This window comes from Streptomyces sp. JW3 (assembly GCF_052216785.1).
Lineage (GTDB): Bacteria > Actinomycetota > Actinomycetes > Streptomycetales > Streptomycetaceae > Streptomyces.
In genome coordinates, this window is record NZ_JBQOUX010000019.1 from 35,943 (window position 1) to 54,146 (window position 18,204).

Annotated in this window: 21 protein-coding genes and 1 pseudogene; 8 read left to right on the forward strand and 14 right to left on the reverse strand. The window is 74.5% G+C overall.

Going from position 1 to position 18,204, the window contains the following annotated elements:
* Positions 1–8: 8 nt before the first annotated feature.
* The 5 genes from ACTT8P_RS11005 to ACTT8P_RS11025 form a co-directional block, all read right to left on the reverse strand.
* Positions 9–1,043: an SDR family oxidoreductase gene (locus ACTT8P_RS11005; RefSeq protein ID WP_442831386.1), complete on the reverse strand. Its 1,035-nt coding sequence runs from the start codon at positions 1,041–1,043 to the stop codon at positions 9–11.
* Between the two features lie 108 nt (positions 1,044–1,151).
* The gene (locus ACTT8P_RS11010) at positions 1,152–2,126 is read right to left on the reverse strand and encodes an SDR family NAD(P)-dependent oxidoreductase (RefSeq protein ID WP_442831387.1); all 975 of its coding nucleotides are present in this window, start codon (positions 2,124–2,126) and stop codon (positions 1,152–1,154) included.
* A 239-nt stretch (positions 2,127–2,365) separates the two neighbouring features.
* Positions 2,366–3,613, reverse strand: coding sequence for an FUSC family protein (locus ACTT8P_RS11015; protein ID WP_442831388.1), 1,248 nt, complete (start codon positions 3,611–3,613; stop codon positions 2,366–2,368).
* A gap of 31 nt (positions 3,614–3,644) precedes the next feature.
* On the reverse strand, positions 3,645–4,301 hold the full coding sequence (locus tag ACTT8P_RS11020; RefSeq protein ID WP_442831389.1) for an HAD family hydrolase: 657 nt from the start codon (positions 4,299–4,301) through the stop codon (positions 3,645–3,647).
* A gap of 46 nt (positions 4,302–4,347) precedes the next feature.
* Positions 4,348–5,385 (reverse strand): PHP domain-containing protein, encoded by a 1,038-nt coding sequence (locus ACTT8P_RS11025; RefSeq protein WP_442831436.1) that lies wholly within the window; start codon positions 5,383–5,385, stop codon positions 4,348–4,350.
* Positions 5,386–5,532: 147 nt separating this feature from the next.
* Here ACTT8P_RS11025 and ACTT8P_RS11030 point away from each other — a divergent pair, with 147 nt between their 5' ends.
* Together ACTT8P_RS11030 and ACTT8P_RS11035 are read left to right on the forward strand one after the other, a co-directional pair.
* Entirely contained in the window at positions 5,533–6,330 is a 798-nt protein-coding gene (locus tag ACTT8P_RS11030) for an SDR family oxidoreductase (RefSeq protein ID WP_442831390.1), read from the forward strand.
* 87 nt (positions 6,331–6,417) lie between these two features.
* On the forward strand, positions 6,418–6,654 hold the full coding sequence (locus ACTT8P_RS11035) for a hypothetical protein (protein WP_442831391.1): 237 nt from the start codon (positions 6,418–6,420) through the stop codon (positions 6,652–6,654).
* Between the two features lie 12 nt (positions 6,655–6,666).
* Here ACTT8P_RS11035 and ACTT8P_RS11040 read toward each other — a convergent pair.
* The 5 genes and pseudogenes from ACTT8P_RS11040 to ACTT8P_RS11060 all read right to left on the reverse strand — a co-directional run.
* A pseudogene (locus tag ACTT8P_RS11040) lies at positions 6,667–7,518 on the reverse strand (glycoside hydrolase family 16 protein); the annotation flags it as partial.
* Between the two features lie 118 nt (positions 7,519–7,636).
* On the reverse strand, positions 7,637–8,185 hold the full coding sequence (locus tag ACTT8P_RS11045; protein ID WP_442831392.1) for a VanZ family protein: 549 nt from the start codon (positions 8,183–8,185) through the stop codon (positions 7,637–7,639).
* Between the two features lie 41 nt (positions 8,186–8,226).
* Positions 8,227–8,889 (reverse strand): DUF4230 domain-containing protein, encoded by a 663-nt coding sequence (locus ACTT8P_RS11050; protein WP_442831393.1) that lies wholly within the window; start codon positions 8,887–8,889, stop codon positions 8,227–8,229.
* A gap of 217 nt (positions 8,890–9,106) precedes the next feature.
* On the reverse strand, positions 9,107–9,475 hold the full coding sequence (locus ACTT8P_RS11055) for an anti-sigma factor antagonist (RefSeq protein ID WP_442831394.1): 369 nt from the start codon (positions 9,473–9,475) through the stop codon (positions 9,107–9,109).
* A 122-nt stretch (positions 9,476–9,597) separates the two neighbouring features.
* Positions 9,598–10,560, reverse strand: coding sequence for an NADP-dependent oxidoreductase (locus ACTT8P_RS11060; RefSeq protein ID WP_442831395.1), 963 nt, complete (start codon positions 10,558–10,560; stop codon positions 9,598–9,600).
* A gap of 71 nt (positions 10,561–10,631) precedes the next feature.
* Here ACTT8P_RS11060 and ACTT8P_RS11065 point away from each other — a divergent pair, with 71 nt between their 5' ends.
* On the forward strand, positions 10,632–11,588 hold the full coding sequence (locus tag ACTT8P_RS11065) for a GlxA family transcriptional regulator (protein ID WP_442831396.1): 957 nt from the start codon (positions 10,632–10,634) through the stop codon (positions 11,586–11,588).
* Positions 11,589–11,688: 100 nt separating this feature from the next.
* Positions 11,689–12,081: a VOC family protein gene (locus ACTT8P_RS11070; RefSeq protein ID WP_442831397.1), complete on the forward strand. Its 393-nt coding sequence runs from the start codon at positions 11,689–11,691 to the stop codon at positions 12,079–12,081.
* Between the two features lie 9 nt (positions 12,082–12,090).
* Here ACTT8P_RS11070 and ACTT8P_RS11075 read toward each other — a convergent pair whose 3' ends face one another.
* On the reverse strand, positions 12,091–12,390 hold the full coding sequence (locus tag ACTT8P_RS11075) for a DUF4235 domain-containing protein (protein ID WP_442831398.1): 300 nt from the start codon (positions 12,388–12,390) through the stop codon (positions 12,091–12,093).
* 34 nt (positions 12,391–12,424) lie between these two features.
* Positions 12,425–13,450, reverse strand: coding sequence for a glutathione S-transferase family protein (locus tag ACTT8P_RS11080; RefSeq protein ID WP_442831399.1), 1,026 nt, complete (start codon positions 13,448–13,450; stop codon positions 12,425–12,427).
* Positions 13,451–13,687: 237 nt separating this feature from the next.
* Here ACTT8P_RS11080 and ACTT8P_RS11085 point away from each other — a divergent pair, with 237 nt between their 5' ends.
* The gene (locus tag ACTT8P_RS11085; RefSeq protein WP_442831437.1) at positions 13,688–14,644 is read left to right on the forward strand and encodes a cation diffusion facilitator family transporter; all 957 of its coding nucleotides are present in this window, start codon (positions 13,688–13,690) and stop codon (positions 14,642–14,644) included.
* A 75-nt stretch (positions 14,645–14,719) separates the two neighbouring features.
* On the opposite strand, the gene ACTT8P_RS11090 is transcribed toward ACTT8P_RS11085, so the two are convergent.
* Positions 14,720–15,169 carry a nitroreductase family deazaflavin-dependent oxidoreductase gene (locus ACTT8P_RS11090; RefSeq protein WP_442831438.1) on the reverse strand — a complete coding sequence of 150 codons (450 nt, stop codon included), beginning with the start codon at positions 15,167–15,169 and terminating at the stop codon, positions 14,720–14,722.
* A 161-nt stretch (positions 15,170–15,330) separates the two neighbouring features.
* Between ACTT8P_RS11090 and ACTT8P_RS11095 the strand changes: the two genes are divergently transcribed.
* The 3 genes from ACTT8P_RS11095 to ACTT8P_RS11105 are packed head-to-tail and all read left to right on the forward strand — an operon-like array spanning position 15,331 to position 17,360.
* Positions 15,331–16,536 carry a cytochrome P450 gene (locus ACTT8P_RS11095; protein WP_442831400.1) on the forward strand — a complete coding sequence of 402 codons (1,206 nt, stop codon included), beginning with the start codon at positions 15,331–15,333 and terminating at the stop codon, positions 16,534–16,536.
* Positions 16,537–16,550: 14 nt separating this feature from the next.
* Positions 16,551–16,748: a ferredoxin gene (locus ACTT8P_RS11100; RefSeq protein WP_442831401.1), complete on the forward strand. Its 198-nt coding sequence runs from the start codon at positions 16,551–16,553 to the stop codon at positions 16,746–16,748.
* A gap of 42 nt (positions 16,749–16,790) precedes the next feature.
* Positions 16,791–17,360, forward strand: a complete 570-nt coding sequence (locus ACTT8P_RS11105) for a flavoprotein (protein WP_442831402.1) — start codon at positions 16,791–16,793, stop codon at positions 17,358–17,360.
* Here ACTT8P_RS11105 and ACTT8P_RS11110 read toward each other — a convergent pair.
* A complete protein-coding gene (locus tag ACTT8P_RS11110; protein ID WP_442831403.1) occupies positions 17,300–18,169 on the reverse strand; it encodes a hypothetical protein in 870 nt (289 codons plus the stop codon). The two genes, ACTT8P_RS11105 and ACTT8P_RS11110, sit on opposite strands and share 61 nt — an antisense overlap.
* Between the last annotated feature and the right edge of the window lie 35 nt (positions 18,170–18,204).

The window sequence follows — 18,204 nt, forward strand, 5'->3', positions numbered from 1 at the left end:
CGGCAGGGTCAGCCGGCCCTGCGCCCCCGCAGCGGCGGCGTCGGACCACCGGCGCCCTCCCGGAAGCCGCGCAGGAACTCCGCCAGCACCTCGGGGGCCGTGCGCTCCGGGCGCCAGCCCAGTTCCGCGCGGGCCCGGGTGCAGTCGAGCAGCGGCAGCCGCAGTACCGCGTCGAACAGGTGCGGCGAGGCCGGCAGCAGCCGCAGCCCCCAGGCGGCGGCGATCGCGGACCGTGCCGCCGACCGGGGCAGCCGTACCCGGCGCGGGGTGCCGACCAGCTCGCCGAGCAGCTCCGCGTCGACCGGCGGGTCGGTCGCCAGGTTGAACGGCCCCCGGGCGTCGGGGGAGCGCACCGCGAGCCGGTAGGCGTTCGCGGCGTCGTCGGTGTGCAGCGCCTGCATCCGCAGGCCGGGGATGTCCGGCAGGAACGGCAGCAGGTCCGGGCGGGCCAGCGGGCCCGGCAGGTACCTGCCGCCGAAGATCCGGCGCTGTTCGCTCGCCGCCTGCCGCTTGAACAGGAACGCGGGCCGCATCCGGACCACCCGGATGCCGGGATGGTCGCGTTCGAAGACGTCCAGGGCCCGTTCCAGGTACGCCTTCTCCCGGCAGTACGCCGCGTCGGGCCAGCCGTGCGTGGGCCAGGACTCGGTCACCGCGCGGTCCTTCGGACCCGGCGAGTACGCGCCGACCGACGAGGCGTGCACCAGCGCCGGCACCCCGGCCGCCGCCACCGCCTCGAACACCCGCAGCGAGCCGAGGACGTTGGTGCGCCAGGTGGTGGCCGGGTCGTGGGTCGGCTGGAAGGCCCAGGCCAGATGGACCACCGCGGCGGCGCCCGCGAACAGGCCGGTCAGGTCGGCCCGCTCGGTGGCGAGGTCGACGGCGGCCCACTCCGTCTTCGCCGGTGACCAGTCGGGCACCCGCCGGGCCAGGCCCAGCACCGATTCGACCGCCGGATCCTCCGCGAGGAGCCGCACCACACTGGTGCCCACGTTGCCGGTGGCCCCCGTGACCACGATCCTGCTGCCCGTTTCGCCGTTCACCTTGCGCTCCTCTCGGCAGCCCGTCCGCCTGCGGAGGCCACCGGGTACCCGGCCCGCGCGCGCCCGATGCACGCGCCGCCCGCTGCCCGCCGCCCCGGCCGGGGCGGCTCAGGCGGCGAAGGCGTGCACGCCGGTCAGTTCCGCCGACAGCCGCCACAGCCGGGCGGCCTGCTCCGGGTCCACGGCCCAGTCCCGCACGCCGGAGCCCGCGCCGTCGGCCGGGGCCGGCTCGGCGATGTCGCAGTCCTCCAGGTAGACGCCGCCGAGCCCGGCCAGCCGCGGCGACGTCGCGGCCCACACCTGGGTCGCCGCGCCCTGCTGCGGTGTCTTGAAGGCGTCCGGGTCGGCCGGCCGGCCGTCCTCGTCGATCCAGCCGAGCGCCACCATCTCCGCCGTGGGCAGATGGCGCTGGAGCGGGGTGAGGATGCCGCCGGGGTGCAGCGCGAAGGCCCGTACCCCGCGGTCTCGGGCGAGCCGGTCGAGGTGCACGGCGAACAGCACGTTGGCGGTCTTCGCCTGTCCGTAGGCCCGCCACTTGTCGTACCCGGTGCGCCAGTGCACGTCGTCCCAGCGGATGCCCGAGGCGTGGTGGCCGCGCGAGGAGACCGAGACGACCCGGGCGCCGCCCGCCTCGAGGGCCGGCCACAGCCGGTTGACGAGCGCGAAGTGCCCGAGGTGGTTGGTGGCGAACTGCGCCTCCCAGCCGGGCCCGACCCGGGTCTGGGGGCAGGCCATGATCCCGGCGCTGTCGATGACCATGTCGACGGTCCGTCCGCCGGCGAGGAACCGCTCGGCGAAGGCGCGCACGCTGTCCAGATCCCCGAGATCCAGCTCGTCCACCTCGGCCCCGGCCAGGCCCGCCAGCGCCTCCCGCGCGGCGGCCGGGCGCCGCGCGGGCACCACGACCCGGGCGCCGGCCCCGGCCAGTGCCCGGGTGGTCTCCAGGCCGATGCCCGAGTAGCCGCCGGTGACGATCGCCAGCCGGCCGGTCAGGTCGAGGCCGGCGAGGACCTCGGCGGCGGTGCTGCGGGCCCCGAAGCCCGAACCGATCCGGTGCTGTGGGGTGTGCTGCGAAGTACTCATGCCCGGCACGCTACGAAGTGGAGTGCTCTCGAAGTCAAGCGGCGGCCCGGCAGGGGCGGCCGCCGGGCAGCGGAAAGCCCCGACCGGACGGGGGGATCACGGTCGGGGCGGTCTGAGGTGCGGGCACGGATGGCGGTCGCCTCTCGGCGGGGGGCTCCACAGGGCTTCAGCCGAACGATCTTCCCTGTGGGCGATGGGTGAGGCCCGGGGACACTGTTCCATCCGTACCCACGCTCTCTTCAACGGCGCGGCGCCCGGTGGTGTTCCGCGCTCTGTGCCGCTTTGGGGTGATCCGCGTCACCCGGTCCGGTGCCGTCCGCGGGCTCGCCGTCCGGCATCGTCCCGGCCCAGAGGTTCTCGGCCTGGAGCAGCAGGGTGCCCAGTACCGCCGCCGTCTGCGAGCTTCGCCGGGCGTGCTCCCGCAGCCCCTCCTGGAGCCGCCGGTGCAGGTCCTCCATCGCCTCCCGGGTGGGCTGCCCCGGACCGGAGGTCCCGTCGCCGCCGCCGAGCCGGTCGGCCTCCACCCGGCAGGCGTCGCCGATCAGCTCCAGCAGCCGGGCGTACAGCCGCAGCACCGGTCCCTCGGGCGGGGCGGGCGTGCGGTGCTCGTCGGCCGTCACCGCCAGTGTCCGGGTCAGCGCCGTGACGTTGTCGGCGAGGTGGCCCCACCGCCGGTCCTCGTCCTCGGGCGGCACGGCCGACGCCGGCGGCACCCGGTGCAGGGCCCGCAGCGGTCCGTAGGTCAGCCGCAGGCTCTCCCGGCTCCAGGCGCGGGCGGAGCGCAGCGCCTCGACCCGGTACCGCAGCCGGACGGCGGCGCCGGTCCAGTCGGCGGCGCTCTGCTCGTCCCACTCCTCGCACAGCCCCTCGGCGACGGTGTGCAGGACCTCGCCGGTCTCCCGGGCGAGCAGCGCGAGGTTCTCCCGCACGTCCCGCAGATGGACCGGCGGCAGTACCAGCGCGTTGACGGCGACGCCGATCACCGCGCCGAGCGCCGCCTGTCCCAGCCGGTGGGCGACCGCGTACTCCGAGACGGTCCCGGAGGCCAGGATGAACACGGCGGTGGTGGCGGTGTAGATGCCCTGGGCGCCCAGGCGCGGCCAGTTGGCGAGCAGCATCAGCGGCGGCAGCGAGACGGCGAGCGCCACCGTGGTGTTGTCGGTGAGCTCCTGCGCCCCCGACGCCACCAGGGTGCCGACGCAGATGGCCGCGAACTGCTGGCCGGCCTGGCGCACCGAGCTGTAGACGGTGGCCTGCACCAGCACCACGGCCACCCAGGGCGCCATCAGCGCCATCGGGTCGTCCATCCACACGCCCGCCACCAGCCAGGCCAGCAGCCCCGCCCCGGCCGCCTTCAGCGACTGTTTGACCAGGTCGCGTTCGCGGCCCGGCGCGCGCACCGCGGCCGCGCCGGTGCGGCCGGCGGCGGCCGCCTCCCGGCGCACCGCGTCCACGAACCGTACGGCTCCCTCCCTCGGCCCTGTCATGATCCACCGGCTGTCCGCGGGAACGGCACGCTCACCTCAGCGGACTTCCGGCCAGCTCCTTCAGCAGGGCGGCGGGACCGTCGTAGACCGCCTCCGCACCCGCCTGCACCAGGTCGGCGCGCGGGATGCCGCCGCTCAGCACGCCGACACAGCGCACCCCGGCCCGGCGGCCCGCGGTCATGTCCCAGACGGTGTCGCCGACGAAGACGGCCCGGTCGGCGGGGACCCCGGCCAGTTCCAGGGCGTGCCGCACCGGCTCGGGCGCGGGCTTGCCCGCGTCGACGTCGTCGGAACCGGCGGTCGCGGTGATCGCCTCGTCGGCGTCGATGGCCCGGCGCAGGGCGCCCAGCTCCGCGTCGCCCGCCGAGGTGGCCAGCACCACCCGCCAGCCGTCGCCGGCCAGCCGCCGCAGCAGTTCCCCGGCGCCGGGCAGCGCGGGCAGCCGGTCGAAGTACTGCCCGTACAGCGCCTTGTGCGCGGCGCTCAGCTCGGCGTCCTGGCCGGGGTCCCGGTCCGCGCCCAGCAGATGGGCGACGAGATCGGTGGACGGCAGGCCCACGGCGCGGTGCACGGCGTGCATGGGCACGTCGTGGCCCGCCTGCCGGAACGCCTCCCACCAGGTGACGACATGCAGGTGATTGGTGTCGGCGAGAGTGCCGTCCACGTCGAACACGGCCGCGCGTTCCATGCACCGGTCCCTTCCTCGGTAGCTGAATCGACCGGCGGGTACCACGTCAGCCGTCCGCCACGCCGGGCGGAACGCGGCCCTCGCGGGTCCAGGCCAGCAGGTCCGCCCGGGACCAGGTGGTCACCACCCGCTCCGGCGGCACCCCGCACTCCTCGGCCCGCGCGCAGCCGTGGATCTGCCAGTCCAGCTGGCCGGGGGCGTGCGCGTCGGTGTCGACGGAGAACAGCACGCCCGCCGCCACCGCCCGGCGCAGCAGCCGCCGGGGCGGGTCGAGCCGCTCCGGCCGGCTGTTGATCTCCACCGCCGTGCCGCTCTCGGCGCACGCCGCGAACACCGCGTCCGCGTCGAACTCCGACTCCGGCCGGCCCCGCCCGGTCAGCAGCCGCCCGGTGCAGTGCCCCAGGATGTCGGCGTGCGGATCGCGTACCGCGGCGACCATGCGGCGGGTCATCGACCGGGCGTCCATCCGCAGCTTGGAGTGGACGGAGACGACCACCACGTCCAGCCGGGCCAGCAGTTCCGGCTCCTGGTCGAGCGAGCCGTCGTCGAGGATGTCGCACTCGATGCCGGTCAGCAGCCGAAACGGCGCCCAGGTCTCGTTCAGCTCCGCCACCACGTCCAGCTGCTCGCGCAGCCGGTCCGCCGACAGGCCGCGCGCCACGGTCAGCCGGGGGGAGTGGTCGGTGAGCGCCGCCCACTCGTGCCCGAGGGCCGCCGCGGTGCGGCCCATCTCCTCGATCGGGCTGCCGCCGTCCGACCAGTCGGAGTGCAGATGGCAGTCGCCGCGCAGCAGCGCCCGCAGTCCCTCGCCGCCCTCGGCGAGCGGCGCGTCCGCCTCGCCCGCCAGCTGCTCCAGGTAACCGGGCACCCGTCCGGCCAGCGCCTCCCGCGCCACCTGCGCCGTCTTCGGCCCGACCCCCTTGAGCGACTCCAGCGAACCGGCGTCCGCCCGCTGCCGCACCTCGTCGGCGGGCAGCGCGGACAGCACCCGGGCCGCCGTGCGGAAGGCCCGGACGCGGTAGGTCGGCGCCTGGGACCGCTCCAGCAGGAACGCGATCCGCTCCAGCGCCTCGACGGGATCCATCGGGTCTGCCGCATCCATCGGACGAGCCACCTCCTCGCCCCCAGGGTTCCCCGGCGACGGGTGGCCCGCACGGCGGACCCGGCGGTTTGTCCGCACCCGGCCCGGGTACTGCGACGGCCCGTCGCTCCCGCCACCGAGGAGGCCGCCATGTCCCCTGCCACCCGCGTCGCCGTGATCACCGGCGCCGACTCCGGCATCGGCCGGGCCACCGCCGTACGCCTGGCGCGGGCGGGCCTGGACATCGGCATCACCTGGCACACCGACGAGCAGGGCGCCGAGCGCACCGCCGAGAAGGTCCGGGCGCTGGGCCGGCGGGCCGAGACCGCCCAGGTCGACCTGACCCGGCTGCCCGAAGCCGCGGACACGGTGGACGGGCTGTGCGAACGCCTCGGCCGGGTGGACGTCCTGGTCAACAACGCCGGTACGGGAACGGCGACGCCCTTCCTCGACCTGGGCCTGGACGACCTGCGGCAGGTCCTCGACGTCGACCTGGCCGGACCGTTCCTGTGCGGGCAGCGGGCGGCCCGGCGCATGATCCGGCAGGGCGGCGGCGGCCGGATCGTCAATGTGACGTCCGTGCACGAGCACCAGCCGCGGGTGGGCGCCGCGCCGTACTGCGCCGCCAAGGGCGGCCTCGGCCTGCTCACCCAGGTGATGGCGCTGGAACTGGCCGAGCACGGCATCACCGTCAACGCTGTCGCCCCCGGCGAGATAGCGACGCCGATGACCGGGCAGGAGGACACCGACCCGCACACCGAGCACCGTCCCGGCGTACCGCTGGGCCGGCCCGGTGACGCCCGGGAGGTCGCCGCCGTGATCGCCTTCCTCGCCGGGCCCGACGCCTCGTACGTCACCGGCGCGTCCTGGAGCGTGGACGGCGGCATGCTCCGGATGGGTCCGATGGCCGGGTCGCATCTGCCGAGCGACGCCTGGCGGCGGCCCTGACCAGGGCGAACGTCCCAGGGAGAGGCCCGGGGGAACGAACCGGCGGCCGGGAGGGCCCCGGCCGCCGGTTCGTTCTAGGCTCGATACATGACCGAAAGCGTGAGCCCGCACATCGCCCGGCCGCGGATCCTGGTCCTGGGCGTTCAGCCGGCCGTTCCGCCGTTCCGGATCGTGGAGATCGACGGGCAGGTCGTCGGTGAGGCGAGGGCCGTCACCGACGTCCTGCGGGCCGCCGCCGCGTACGGCATCACGGTCCACGACCTGGACGACCCGGAGGTGGTCCGCTGGGTCGGCGGCGACAAGTTCACCTGGACGACCCGTTAGGCGAGGTGTTCAGGAGGTCGTCACCGACACATGGTCGACCACCAGTCGCTGGGGGAAGACCGTGGAGCCGTCCGGGTCGCCGGGCCAGTAGCCGCCGACCGCCAGGTTCAGGATCAGGAAGAACGGCTTGTCGAACACCCACTGGTTGCCGCCCAGGTCGGCGGGGGTGCGGGTCTGGTAGACGGTGCCGTCCACCGACCAGGTGATCGAGCCGGGCGCCCAGTCGACGGCGAAGGTGTGGAAGCCGTCCGCGAACGCCGCGCCGCCCGGCAGGGTGTAGCCCGCGCCGATGCCCGCCGAGCCGGAGTAGCCGGGGCCGTGGAGGGTGCCGTGCACGGTCGAGGGCTCGAAGCCGACGTTCTCCATGACGTCGATCTCGCCGGAGGCCGGCCAGCCGACCTGGCCGAGGTCGTCGCCGAGCATCCAGAACGCGGGCCACATGCCCTGTCCGCGCGGCACTTGCATCCGGGCCTCGACGTGCCCGTACTGGGCGCTGAACTTCCCGGACGTGTTCAGCCGGGCCGAGGTGTACTCGCAGGTGCCGTACCAGCACTGGTAGCCGCCCGGGTTCTCGCGCCGGGCGGTGATCACCAGATGGCCCTGGCCGTCGAGGGCGGCGTTGGCGTTGCCGGCCGTGTAGTACTGCCGCTCGTGGTTGCTGACGTTGTCGCCGGTCTCGAGCTGCCACTTGGCGGAGTCGGCGGCCTGCCCGGCGGGGCCGTCGAAGGTGTCGGAGAAGGTCGCGGCGGCGGACGTGACGTCGGGGTCGTCCGCCCGCGCGGGTCCGGCCGTGAGGGCACCGGACAGCAGCGCGGCGCTGAGGGCGGTGAGGAGGCATCGGCGGAGTACACGTGGTGGGGTCACGGCTCTCCCTTTCCGAGCGTGGGGGATGAGTGCCTCCCGATCCAACGGGTGCGGCGCGAGCATGTCAATACGATGGTACGGACCATTCCGCTTCCCGCGCGCTTTCGCCGCGTTTCCCTCACGCGGGTGAGCGGCGCGCGTGCACCCGGCTCATCCGGCGCCCCAGCAGCAGGTAACCCAGCAGCGCGCCACTGGTGTTGAGGATGACGTCGTCGATGTCGAAGGCCCGTCCGGTCACCATCGAGCCCTGCGCGAACTCGACGAGCAGCATGACCACGGCGGTCAGCAGCAGCACCCGCAGCGGCCCGCGGGTGCGCGGGGCGACGACCGGCACCAGCACCCCGAACGGCACCCCGAGCAGGATGTTGCCGCCGATCTGCTTGACCGCGTCGCGCAGCGCGGGCTGCCCCAGGTACTGCCGCAGCGAGCTGCCCGGGTGCAGATTGGTGTGGGTCAGCGCCTCCGAGGCGGGCGAGGGGTGCAGGGTGAGCCGGGCCAGTACGACGGCGAAGGCCACCATGAAGACGAACGCGCACACCACCGCCAGCAGGCGCAGCGGCCAGGGCACCGCGTGCCGCCTGCGCGGGGCGGTCGCGGGTTCGTCCGGGGTCTTCGCGGCGCGGGGGCGCAGCGCGAAACGCGACCGTGGGGCGGCGGCGCGGGTCATGAGGTCCTCCGGTGTTCAGCGGGGCGGGGACGGTCGGGCGCTCACTGCGGGTAGGTGACCCGGACCTCCTTGAAGCCGAGCGAGCGCAGCAGGTTCTTGAGCATCTGGCTGGTGTTGGTCTCGGCGCGTTCGGTCAGCCCGCTCTCCTTCGCGGCGTCTGCGATGTGCCGCACCGCGAGCTTCTGGACGGCCTGTTCGCCGTTGGGGTTGTCGGAGAACAGGTCGCCGAGGCGGTCGAGCAGCCCGCGCTGCTTGGAGACGGCGTAGGAGCGCTCGGGGTCCAGGGCGGGCTTGCCGAGGGCGGCGTGCGGCAGCCGGAGGGTGGCGGACGTACGGTCCTCGTTCACCCGCACGTCGTCGTCGCCGACCTTGCCGAGGTCGACGTAGGCGTCGACCGAGCCGGCGCCGACGTACAGGGTGCGCGAGCCGCGGACCGCGTCCGGCAGGAACTTGGTGTCCTTCTCCAGGTCGACGACGACCTGGAAGTTGCCGGAGGCGGCCTCGAACCGGCTGATGTCCTGGATGGACTCCAGTAGCGCGGGGCCCGAGCGGTCGTGGGTCTCGGTGCCGAACAGGTCCTTCAGGCCCGGGAGCACGCTCAGCCGGAGCCCGGCGAACAGCACGACGAGCACCAGCGCGACGGCGCCGACGGCCTTGGCCCAGCCGGGTACGCGCCGAGGCAGGCTCCTGTTGGGAGTCGTCATGGCGACGGCCCTCCTTCCTACTCACCACATGCCCCCCACTTCCCTTGCCAGACCGGCGAGTTGGCGGACACCGGGAAGCACGGGGGCACGGACGGCGCGCAGGCGCCGCCGACCTGCGGTCGGGGCGGGAAGGGGCGCGGCGGCGCGGCCGGAACGGACCGCGCGGCAGCCGGCGCCGGGCGGCGTCAGCAGAGGGCCCGGCGGGCCGCGCCCGCCGTTACGGCAGCCGCGGTCCGTTCACCACGTCGTCCACCGTCGGCCGCGGCGGCAGCAGCCGGGCCAGGCCGGTGACGCGCAGGACGCGCAGGGTCAGGGCGTGGGTGCACACCAGGTGCAGTTCACCGCCGCGGTCGAGCACCCGCTGCCTGGCCCGGGCCAGCAGCCGCAGCCCCGAGCAGTCGAAGAACTCGATGCCGCCGAGGTCGAGCACGACCCGGGCCCCGGGGACACCGGTGACCCGGTCCAGGAGCGGGGCGATCTCCGTGGCCACGGCGATGTCGATCTCGCCGTGGAACTCCAGCACCGTGTGTCCCCGGTCGTCGTGGACGCGCAGTTGCCGGGTGAGCGGTGCGGGGTTCTGCCGCACGGTCACATCACCTCCCGCCTGCCTTCCATAGTTTCCCTCATTCGAAGGGATCTGAGCATGTTCGATTGACATATGTCATCGGTTTCTCATGCCCATCCGGTGAACGGCGGGCGGGCGGCGGCTCAGTCCACCACCAGGACCAGCTTGCCGGTGGTGCGGCCGCGTTCGCCGAGCGCGTGCGCCTCGGCCGCGGCGGCCAGCGGGAAGGTCCGCTCGACGGCGGCCCGCAGCGAGCCGGACTCGGCCAGCGCGGCGATCTCCCGCATCCCGCCCCGGTCGGCGTCGACCAGCATCCGCGCCGCCCGCACGCCGAGCCGCTCCGCCTCCCGGTACAGCTCGTCCGGCCCGACCGGCAGGATCGACACCACGATCCCGCCCGGCCGCAGCACCCCGAGCGAACGGGTCAGGGTGTCCCCGCCGATCGTGTCCAGGACCACGTCGACGTCCTTGACCGCCGCGGCGAAGTCGGTCTCCCGGTAGTCCAGCGGTTCGTCCACGCCGATCGACCGCAGGAAGTCGTGCTTGGCGGCGCTGGCCGTGCCGATCACGTGGGCGCCCCGGGCCTTGGCGATCTGCACCGCCACGTGCCCCACCCCGCCGGCCGCCGCGTGCACCAGCACCCGCTGCCCCGGCCGCACCTGCGCCCGCTCCACCAGCGCCTGCCACGCGGTCAGCGACACCAGCGGCAGCGCACCGGCCTGTACGTGGTCGATCCCGGCCGGCTTGTGCCAGAAGCCGCGGGCCGGGGCGGCGACGTACTCGGCGTGGGAGCCGTGGCCGTACGGGTACGACAGCATGCCGAAGACCTCGTCGCCCGGCCGGAACTCCGCGACGCCGATCCCCGCCGCCTCGACCGTGCCGGAGACGTCCCAGCCCAGGACGAACGGCGGCGCGCCGAGGAAGCCGCCGTTCGCGCGGTGCTTGAAGTCGGTGGGGTTGAGACCGGCGGCGCGGACCCGCACCAGGATCTCGTTGGGGCGGGGCGCGGGACGCTCCAGCCGTACTTCCGTCAGCACCTCGGGGCCGCCGAGGGCGTCCTGGCGGATGGCTCGCATGGTGGTCGCATCGGTGTTCACATCGCTCATGGTCACCCAGCCTGCCGCGCTCCGCCCGTCCGGGAAATGGCAAGATAGTCATTCTCCGTTAAGATCGTGCCATGTCGCACGCGCAGCGCCCGGAACGGGTCGTGGTCCTCGCCCTCGACGGCGTCTACCCCTTCGAACTGGGCATCCCCAGCCGCGTCCTCGGCGCCGCCGACGGCCGGTACGAGGTGCTGACCTGCACCGTCGACGGCCGCCCGGTGCGCACCGCGGCGGACTTCACGGTCACCGCCGCACACGGCCCCGAGGCGCTGGAGACGGCCGGCACGGTGGTGATCGCGGCCGTCACGCCGTCCCGGATCAGCGCCGCCCTCACCGACGCGGCCACCGCCGCCCTCGCGCGCGTCCCGCCCACCGCCCGTCTGCTCTCCATCTGCACCGGCGCCTTCGTGCTGGCCGCGGCCGGCCTCCTCGACGGCCGCCGGGCGACCACCCACTGGCAGCTCACCGACGTCTTCCGCCGCACATTCCCGCAGGTCACCCTCGACCCGGACGTGCTCTTCGTGCACGACGGCCGCATCCTCACCTCGGCCGGCGCGGCCTCCGGCGTCGACGTCTGCCTGCACCTGATCCGCGAGGACCACGGCAGCGAACTGGCCAACGCCGTCGCCCGGCGCTGCGTCGTCCCGCCGTTCCGGGACGGCGGCCAGGCGCAGTACATCGAACAGCCGGTGCCGCGGACCGGCGCGGCGAGCACCGCCGCCACCCGGGCCTGGGCGTTGGAACGGCTCGGCGAGCCGCTGACCCTCGCGGACCTCGCGGCGCACGCCGGGATGAGCCCGCGCACCTTCGCCCGCCGGTTCGACGACGAGGTGGGCATCAGCCCCGGCCGCTGGCTGATCCAGCAGCGCGTCGCCCGCGCCCGGCACCTGCTGGAGGCCAGCGACCTGCCGGTCGACCGGATCGCCGGCCAGGTCGGCTTCGCCACCGGCGCCTCGCTGCGCCAGCACCTGCACGCCTCGATCGGCGTCTCGCCGGGCGCCTACCGGCGCACGTTCCGCGCGGCCCGCTGACCGCCGGCCCGGCCGACTGAATCGGGCGGGCGCGGATATCAGCTAGGTACAGGGCGACGGGGCAGCACCGTCCCGCGCCCCGGACCTTCGGAGGAAGAAGATGACACTGGTGAATGCGGGCGTCGTGGTGCTCGACTGTGCCGAGCCCGAGACGCTCGCGGAGTTCTACAAGGAACTGCTCGGCGCACAAGAGACCGACATCGGCGCCAACCGGATCGAGATCGCGGCGGCCGACGGCTTCCGCATGGCGTTCCGCCGGGACGTCAACGCCACCCCACCGAGCTGGCCGCGCCCCGAGAACTCCCTCCAGGCCCATCTGGACTTCCTGGTCGACGATCTCGACGAGGTAGAACGGGCCATCGTCGGGCTCGGCGGGCGTCCCCTGGAGACGAAGGACGCGCCGGGTCCGCTGGAGGAGCGCGGCTTCTCCGACCCGGCGGGCCACTCCTTCACGCTGCGCCGCGCCACCTCCACGGCGCCCAAGCAGAACTGACCCCCCGCGTCAGTCCCGGCCGCCCGACCCCTGGACCGGCCAGACCCCGGTGGACCGTTCGATGGCCTTGGCCCCCGAGCGGTCCACCGCGCTGCGCACCGCCGCGAAGATGGCCCCCTGGATCGCGGCGGCCAGCAGGATCTCACCCCAGCCGCGGTCCGGGTCCAGGGCGTCGGGGGCGTCGTCCTCGTGCCGGATCAGCTTCCACGTCTTCTGGAACGCCATCCCGGCCAGCGTGCCGCCGGCCCAGCCCAGTACGAAGCCGACCGGCTTGTAGGCCAGGGGCAGCTTCTGCTTCTTCTTTCCCACGGTTCCTCCTCGTTGCAGGGATCGGGTACGCGGTTCAGGGCCTGCCGCGCGCCGGTACTTCCTCGCCCGCCGGGACCGGCCCCGGCGGGGTGCCGTCGCCGAACGGCCGGCCGCCCAGCTCCTCGCGGTGGTGCGGGGTGAGCCAGCCGGCCAGATCGGGGCCCAGCGGCACGATGCCGGTCGGATTGACGCCCGTGTGCACCTGGTAGTAGTGGCGTTTGATGTGGTCGAAGTCGACGGTGTCGCCGAAGCCCGGCGTCTGGAACAGGTCGCGGACGTAGGCCCACAGGACCGGATTCTCCGTCAGCTTCCAGCGGTTGCACTTGAAGTGGCCGTGGTAGACGGCGTCGAACCGGACCAGCGTGGTGAACAGCCGGATGTCCGCCTCCGTGATGGTGTCGCCGACCAGATAGCGCTGCCGCGCCAGGCGCGGCACCAGCAGCTCCAGCCGCCGGAACACGCCCGCGCAGGCGGCCTCGTACTCCTCCTGGCCGGTGGCGAAGCCCGCCCGGTACACACCGTTGTTGACGTCGTGGTAGACACCCGCCATCACCTCGTCGATCTCGTCCCGCAGTTTCCCGGGATACAGGTCGGGCGCGCCCGGCCGGTGCAGGGCGGTCCACTCGGTCGCCAGGTCCAGGGTGATCCGCTGGTAGTCGTTGGTGACCAGGGCGCCGCTCGGCACGTCCACGACCGCCGGCACGCTGACCCCGCCCGGATACCCCGTCTCCCGCTTGTCATAGGCCTCGCTGAGGAAGCGGATGCCGAGCACCGGGTCGCGGCCGTCCGGATCGAGGGTGAACCGCCAGCTGCGGTCGTCCTGGACCGGGTCGGCGACCGCCAGCGACAGGGCCCGCTCCAGGCCCAGCAGCCGCCGGGAGACCAGCGCCCGGCTCGCCCACGGGCAGGCCCGGCTGACCACCAGCCGGTACCGCCCGGCCGCCACCGGCCAGCCGCCTTCGCCGTCCGCGGTGATCCGGTCCGCGAAATGGCCGCGGGAGCGTTTGAACGCCTTCCTGCCGTACGCGCTGTTGCCGGGCTCCCCGGCGCCCTCGCTCATGGCCCTCTCCTGTCTGCCGCACGGATGCCCTGGTGGACTGCCCTGGTGGACGCGTTCCCAGTTTTCGCCTCCCGGCACGGGCGGGCCACCCGCGAGGGGGTGTGATCCGGGCCGGCCGGGGGCAGTCGGCGAAGGGTGACTGGGACAACTACGCAGCAGACGAGCACACCGCAGCCGACCGCCCGGCCGGGCGAGGGACGCGAACCGGAACACGGCCAGGCCGACCGGCGCACCCGGATCACCGTACTGGTGGCGCTGGCCGCCAACCTGGTGATCGCGGTGGCCAAGGCGGTCGGCGGCGTCATCGCCGGCTCACCGGCCCTGCTGTCGGAGGCGGCGCACTCCGTGGCCGACAGCCTGAACGAGGTGTTCCTGCTCGCCGCCCTGCGCCGCAGCCGCCGCCCGGCCGACCGCCGGCACCCCTTCGGCTACGGCAAGGAACGGTACTTCTGGTCGCTGCTCGCGGCCGTCGGCATCTTCGTCATGGGCGGCTGCTTCTCCGTCTTCCAGGGCATCGAGGCGCTGCGCACCGGCGCCGAGGAGGAACTGAGCGGATACGTCGCCGGTCTGATCGTGCTCGGCGTCGCCCTGCTGGCCGAGGGCGGCTCGCTGCTGCGCGCCCTGCACCAGGTGCGCCGGCAGGGCGGCGGGCTGAGCGACCCGGCGCTGCGCACGGTCGTCGCCGAGGACGGCACCGCGGTGCTCGGCGTGACCCTCGCCATGATCGGCATGGCGCTGCACATGGTCACCGGCCAGGTGGTGTGGGAGGCGTCCGCCTCGCTCGCCATCGGCGCGCTGCTCGGCTACGTCGCCTACCGGCTCGGCCGCGACGCCCGCGACCAGCTGATCGGCGAGGCCGCCGACCCCGAGGCCACCGGCCGGATCCGGGCGCTGCTTCAGGCCCAGCCGGAGATCGACAGCGTCGAGGCCCTGTTCACGATGAAGACCGGCCTGGACTCCACCCTGGTGGCCGCCCGGATCGACCTGGTGCCCGGCCTGGACAGCGAGCGGGTCGAGGAGGTCGCCGTCCGCATCAAGCGGTCCCTGGCCCACACCGTGCCGGAGGCGGGGCAGATCTTCCTGGACGTGACGGACGCCCAGGACGCCCAGGAGACACAGGACGCCCAGGAGGCCCAAAAGACGCGGGAGGCACACGAAAGCCCCGCCGCGACGGGGGAACGCGGCGGGGCCTGACCCACGGGTGCCCGGCGGCGGCCGGTTCATGCGCGGGCGCGGAAAAAAATTACCGGAGAGATTCCCGACCGGTACTCAGGAGCCGTCGGCCGGCTCCAGCACGAACACCGGAATCTCCCGGTCCGTCTTCCGCTGGTAGTCGGCGTAGTCCGGGAACGCCGCGACGGCGCGCTCCCACCACTCGGCCTTCTCCGCGCCGGTGATCTCCCGGGCCGTGAACTCCCGCTTCACCGGCCCGTCCTGGAGCTCCACGTGCGGGTCGGCCTTGATGTTGAAGTACCACACCGGGTGCTTCGGCGCCCCGCCCAGCGAGGCGACCACCGCGTACCGCCCGTCGTGCTCCACCCGCATCAGCGGCGTCTTGCGCAGCTTGCCGCTCTTCGCGCCCTTGGTGGTCAGCAGGATCACCGGCAGCCCGGTGTCCCGCAGGGTCGTGCCCTCGGTGCCGCCGGACCGCTCGTACAGCTCCACCTGCTCCCGCACCCACTGCGTCGGGCTGGGTTCGTACTCGCCCTCAAGAGGCATCTGCATCCGTCCCATCGTCGGTCGTACGGCTCACTGCGCCGAGGTCCAACACCACCCGGCACATGATTCATTTCTACCGCGTGCCGCACCCGATCCACGCGAGCCGATCTGGCCGGATGTCGCGTCGCCGCCCGGACCCCCCGGGCATCTAATGGTCTGTCATGCCGGACCCGACCGAACCCGTCGCCTTCCCCCAGGACCGGACCTGCCCCTGTCGCCCGCCGGCCGGCTACGACCGGCTGGCCGCCACCCGGCCGCTGGCCCGCGTCACCCTCTACGACGGCCGCCCGGTCTGGCTGGTCACCGGGCACGCCACCGCCCGTCGGCTGCTGGCCGACCAGCGGCTGTCCACCGACCGCACCCGCCCCGGCTTCCCCGCCACCTCCGCCCGGCTGGCCGGGACCGCCGCCCGCCGCAGCGCGCTGCTGGGCGTCGACGACCCCGAGCACCGGGCCCAACGCCACCAGGTGCTCCCCGAGTTCACCCTGCGGCGGGCCGCCGCCCTGCGCCCGCGCATCCAGCGGATCGTCGACGAGCACCTCGACGCGCTGACCGCCCAGGGCCCGCCCGCCGACCTGGTGACCGCGTTCGCGCTCCCGGTGCCGTCCCGGGTGATCTGCGCACTGCTCGGCGTCCCCTACGCCGACCACGACTTCTTCCAGGAGCAGTCCCGGCTGCTGCTGCGCGGTCCCACCGCAGCCGACGCCCTGGACGCCCGCGACCGCCTGGCGAAGTACCTCGGCGACCTGGTGGACCTGATGGCCCACCGGCCCGCCGACGCCGGCGGCACCGGCCTGCTGCACGCTCTGGCGCACCGCCCCGGCCGGGACGGCGCCGGCCGGGACGACCTCGTCGCCCTCGCGATCATCCTGCTGGTCGCCGGCCACGAGACGACCGCCAACCTGATCTCCCTGGGCACCTACACCCTGCTCCGCCACCCCGAGCGCCTCGCCGAACTGCGCGCCGACCCCGCCCTGCTGCCGGGCGCAGTCGAGGAACTGCTGCGCGCCCTGTCGATCACCGACGGCCTGCTGCGACTGGCCCTCGCGGACATCGAGACGGACGGCGAGACCATCCGGGCCGGCGACGGAGTCGTCTTCGCCCTCTCCCTCATCAACCGGGACCCGGCGCTCCGCCCCGACCCGGACACCCTCGACTGGCACCACCCGGCCCGCCACCACCTCTCCTTCGGCTCCGGCATCCACCAGTGCCTCGGCCAGCACCTGGCCCGCGCCGAACTGGAGATCGCCCTCGGCACCCTGGTCCGCCGGTTCCCCACGCTGCGGCTGGCCGCCCCGGCGGCGCAACCGCGCTGCAAACCCGGCGACACGATCCAGGGGATGCTGGAACTCCCCGTGGCCTGGTAGGAGGCTGTCGGACCATGCGCATCGACATCGACAAAGACGTCTGCATCGGCGCCGGGCAGTGCGCCCTGACCGCCCCCGACGTGTTCACCCAGGACGACGACGGCTACGGCACCGTCCGCCCCGGCCGCGAGCACGGCGCCGGCAGCCCGCTGGCCCGGGAGGCGGCCCGAGCCTGCCCGGTGAGCGCGGTCACCGTGACGGACCCGGTCTGAGGGAGGTCACCTCCCCGGCCGCCCGCTGAGTACGCTTCCCGGATGACCGAACCGGACCGGGAACCCTTCCTTTACGTGGTCGTCTGCGCCGCCGGGAGCGCCGCGGGCGTCGGTGCGCTGATCGGCGCGGCGCGGCGCCGGGGGTGGGCGGTCGGGGTGATCGCCACCCCGACCGCCGCGCACGACGGCTTCCTCGACCTCGCGGCCGTCGAGGCGCTGACCGGCCGCCCGGTGCGGGCCCGCGCGCGGCGCCCCGGCGAACCGCGCCCGTTCCCCGCGCCGGACGCCGTGCTCGTCGCGCCCGCCACCTTCAACACCCTCAACAAATGGGCCGCCGGCATCGCCGACACCCTGGCCCTGGGCGCCCTGTGCGAGGCGTACGGCCTGGGCGTGCCCATCGGCGTGCTGCCCTGCGTGGGCGACGCGCTGGCCGCCCACCCGGCCTACCGGGAGAGCCTTGCCCGGCTGCGCGCGATGGGCGTCCGCTTCGGCGAGCCCGGCACCGGCGAGGTCCCCTGGGAGCGGGCGCTGGACCTGGTGACGCGGCCGGCTCAGGACCGGTCGCAGCCCACCGCCGGCCCCACCAGCATCCCGCCGGTGAACACCTCCTGACCGCGCGGCATCCAGTACCCCAGCTTCGACACCACCGTCGAACAGGCCGCCTTCAGGGTGACCCGGACCCGCACGGTGGACGGCCGGCCCGGCTGGAGGTCGGTGAACGCGCAGTCCAGGGAGTGCCGCAGCCGCTCGGTCGACGGGTGCCGGCCCACCAGCGGGTTGACGCAGCGGGCGTCGTCGGTGGCCAGCTCCACCCCGGAGTGCGCCTCCCCGATCAGACCGAAGCGGGCACTGCCGTCGCCCGCGTCGCTGTCCCGGTGGACGGTGTAGGTGAGCGTGGTCGTGGCGCCCGGCCGCAGCACCCGGCGGTCGACCTCGACCCGGTGGGTGGGGACCGGCTCGGGCGCGGTCAGCCGGAGGGTGGCGCGCACCGTGCCGCGCAGGTCCACGCCCGCCGGCTCGGAACGCGCGTGCACCCGCGCGCTGATCTCGTACGTCCCCGGGCCCGGGTAGGCGGCGTCCGCGCCGGGCAGCGCACCCGAGGCGACCGTCGTCCCGCCCCGGCGCGCGGTCCAGGTGCCCGAGGTCAGACAGGCGTACCGGGTGCCGGTCCGGGAGCCGGCCGCGCAGGTGGCGGGGGCCGAGACGGACAGGCCGCGCGGGCCGCCGCCCGCGCACAGGCTGACCGCGACCCGCTGCCCGTGCTCGCCGCGCAGGGTGCCGGCCGGGGCGCACAGGGTCGCCGCCGACTCGGCTCCGGGGCGCGGCGCGGGGCCCGGCCGGCCCCAGGCGGACGGGACGAGGGACAGGCACAGCACGGCGGCACCGGCCAGGATCGGGACACTTCTCGGACGGGTCGGCACAACTTCCTCCGGTGGTGAAGCGACGGGATGCTGCG

Excerpts from the sequence above, each read along its gene's own strand:
- ACTT8P_RS11010 (WP_442831387.1), bottom strand. The coding sequence starts at position 2,126 with ATGAGTACTTCGCAGCACACCCCACAGCACCGGATCGGTTCGGGCTTC.
- ACTT8P_RS11015 (WP_442831388.1), bottom strand. The coding sequence starts at position 3,613 with ATGACAGGGCCGAGGGAGGGAGCCGTACGGTTCGTGGACGCGGTGCGC.
- ACTT8P_RS11020 (WP_442831389.1), bottom strand. The coding sequence starts at position 4,301 with ATGGAACGCGCGGCCGTGTTCGACGTGGACGGCACTCTCGCCGACACC.
- ACTT8P_RS11025 (WP_442831436.1), bottom strand. The coding sequence starts at position 5,385 with ATGGATCCCGTCGAGGCGCTGGAGCGGATCGCGTTCCTGCTGGAGCGG.
- ACTT8P_RS11030 (WP_442831390.1), top strand. The coding sequence starts at position 5,533 with ATGTCCCCTGCCACCCGCGTCGCCGTGATCACCGGCGCCGACTCCGGC.
- ACTT8P_RS11035 (WP_442831391.1), top strand. The coding sequence starts at position 6,418 with ATGACCGAAAGCGTGAGCCCGCACATCGCCCGGCCGCGGATCCTGGTC.
- ACTT8P_RS11045 (WP_442831392.1), bottom strand. The coding sequence starts at position 8,185 with ATGACCCGCGCCGCCGCCCCACGGTCGCGTTTCGCGCTGCGCCCCCGC.
- ACTT8P_RS11050 (WP_442831393.1), bottom strand. The coding sequence starts at position 8,889 with ATGACGACTCCCAACAGGAGCCTGCCTCGGCGCGTACCCGGCTGGGCC.
- ACTT8P_RS11060 (WP_442831395.1), bottom strand. The coding sequence starts at position 10,560 with ATGAGCGATGTGAACACCGATGCGACCACCATGCGAGCCATCCGCCAG.
- ACTT8P_RS11065 (WP_442831396.1), top strand. The coding sequence starts at position 10,632 with ATGTCGCACGCGCAGCGCCCGGAACGGGTCGTGGTCCTCGCCCTCGAC.
- ACTT8P_RS11070 (WP_442831397.1), top strand. The coding sequence starts at position 11,689 with ATGACACTGGTGAATGCGGGCGTCGTGGTGCTCGACTGTGCCGAGCCC.
- ACTT8P_RS11080 (WP_442831399.1), bottom strand. The coding sequence starts at position 13,450 with ATGAGCGAGGGCGCCGGGGAGCCCGGCAACAGCGCGTACGGCAGGAAG.
- ACTT8P_RS11090 (WP_442831438.1), bottom strand. The coding sequence starts at position 15,169 with ATGCCTCTTGAGGGCGAGTACGAACCCAGCCCGACGCAGTGGGTGCGG.
- ACTT8P_RS11095 (WP_442831400.1), top strand. The coding sequence starts at position 15,331 with ATGCCGGACCCGACCGAACCCGTCGCCTTCCCCCAGGACCGGACCTGC.
- ACTT8P_RS11100 (WP_442831401.1), top strand. The coding sequence starts at position 16,551 with ATGCGCATCGACATCGACAAAGACGTCTGCATCGGCGCCGGGCAGTGC.
- ACTT8P_RS11105 (WP_442831402.1), top strand. The coding sequence starts at position 16,791 with ATGACCGAACCGGACCGGGAACCCTTCCTTTACGTGGTCGTCTGCGCC.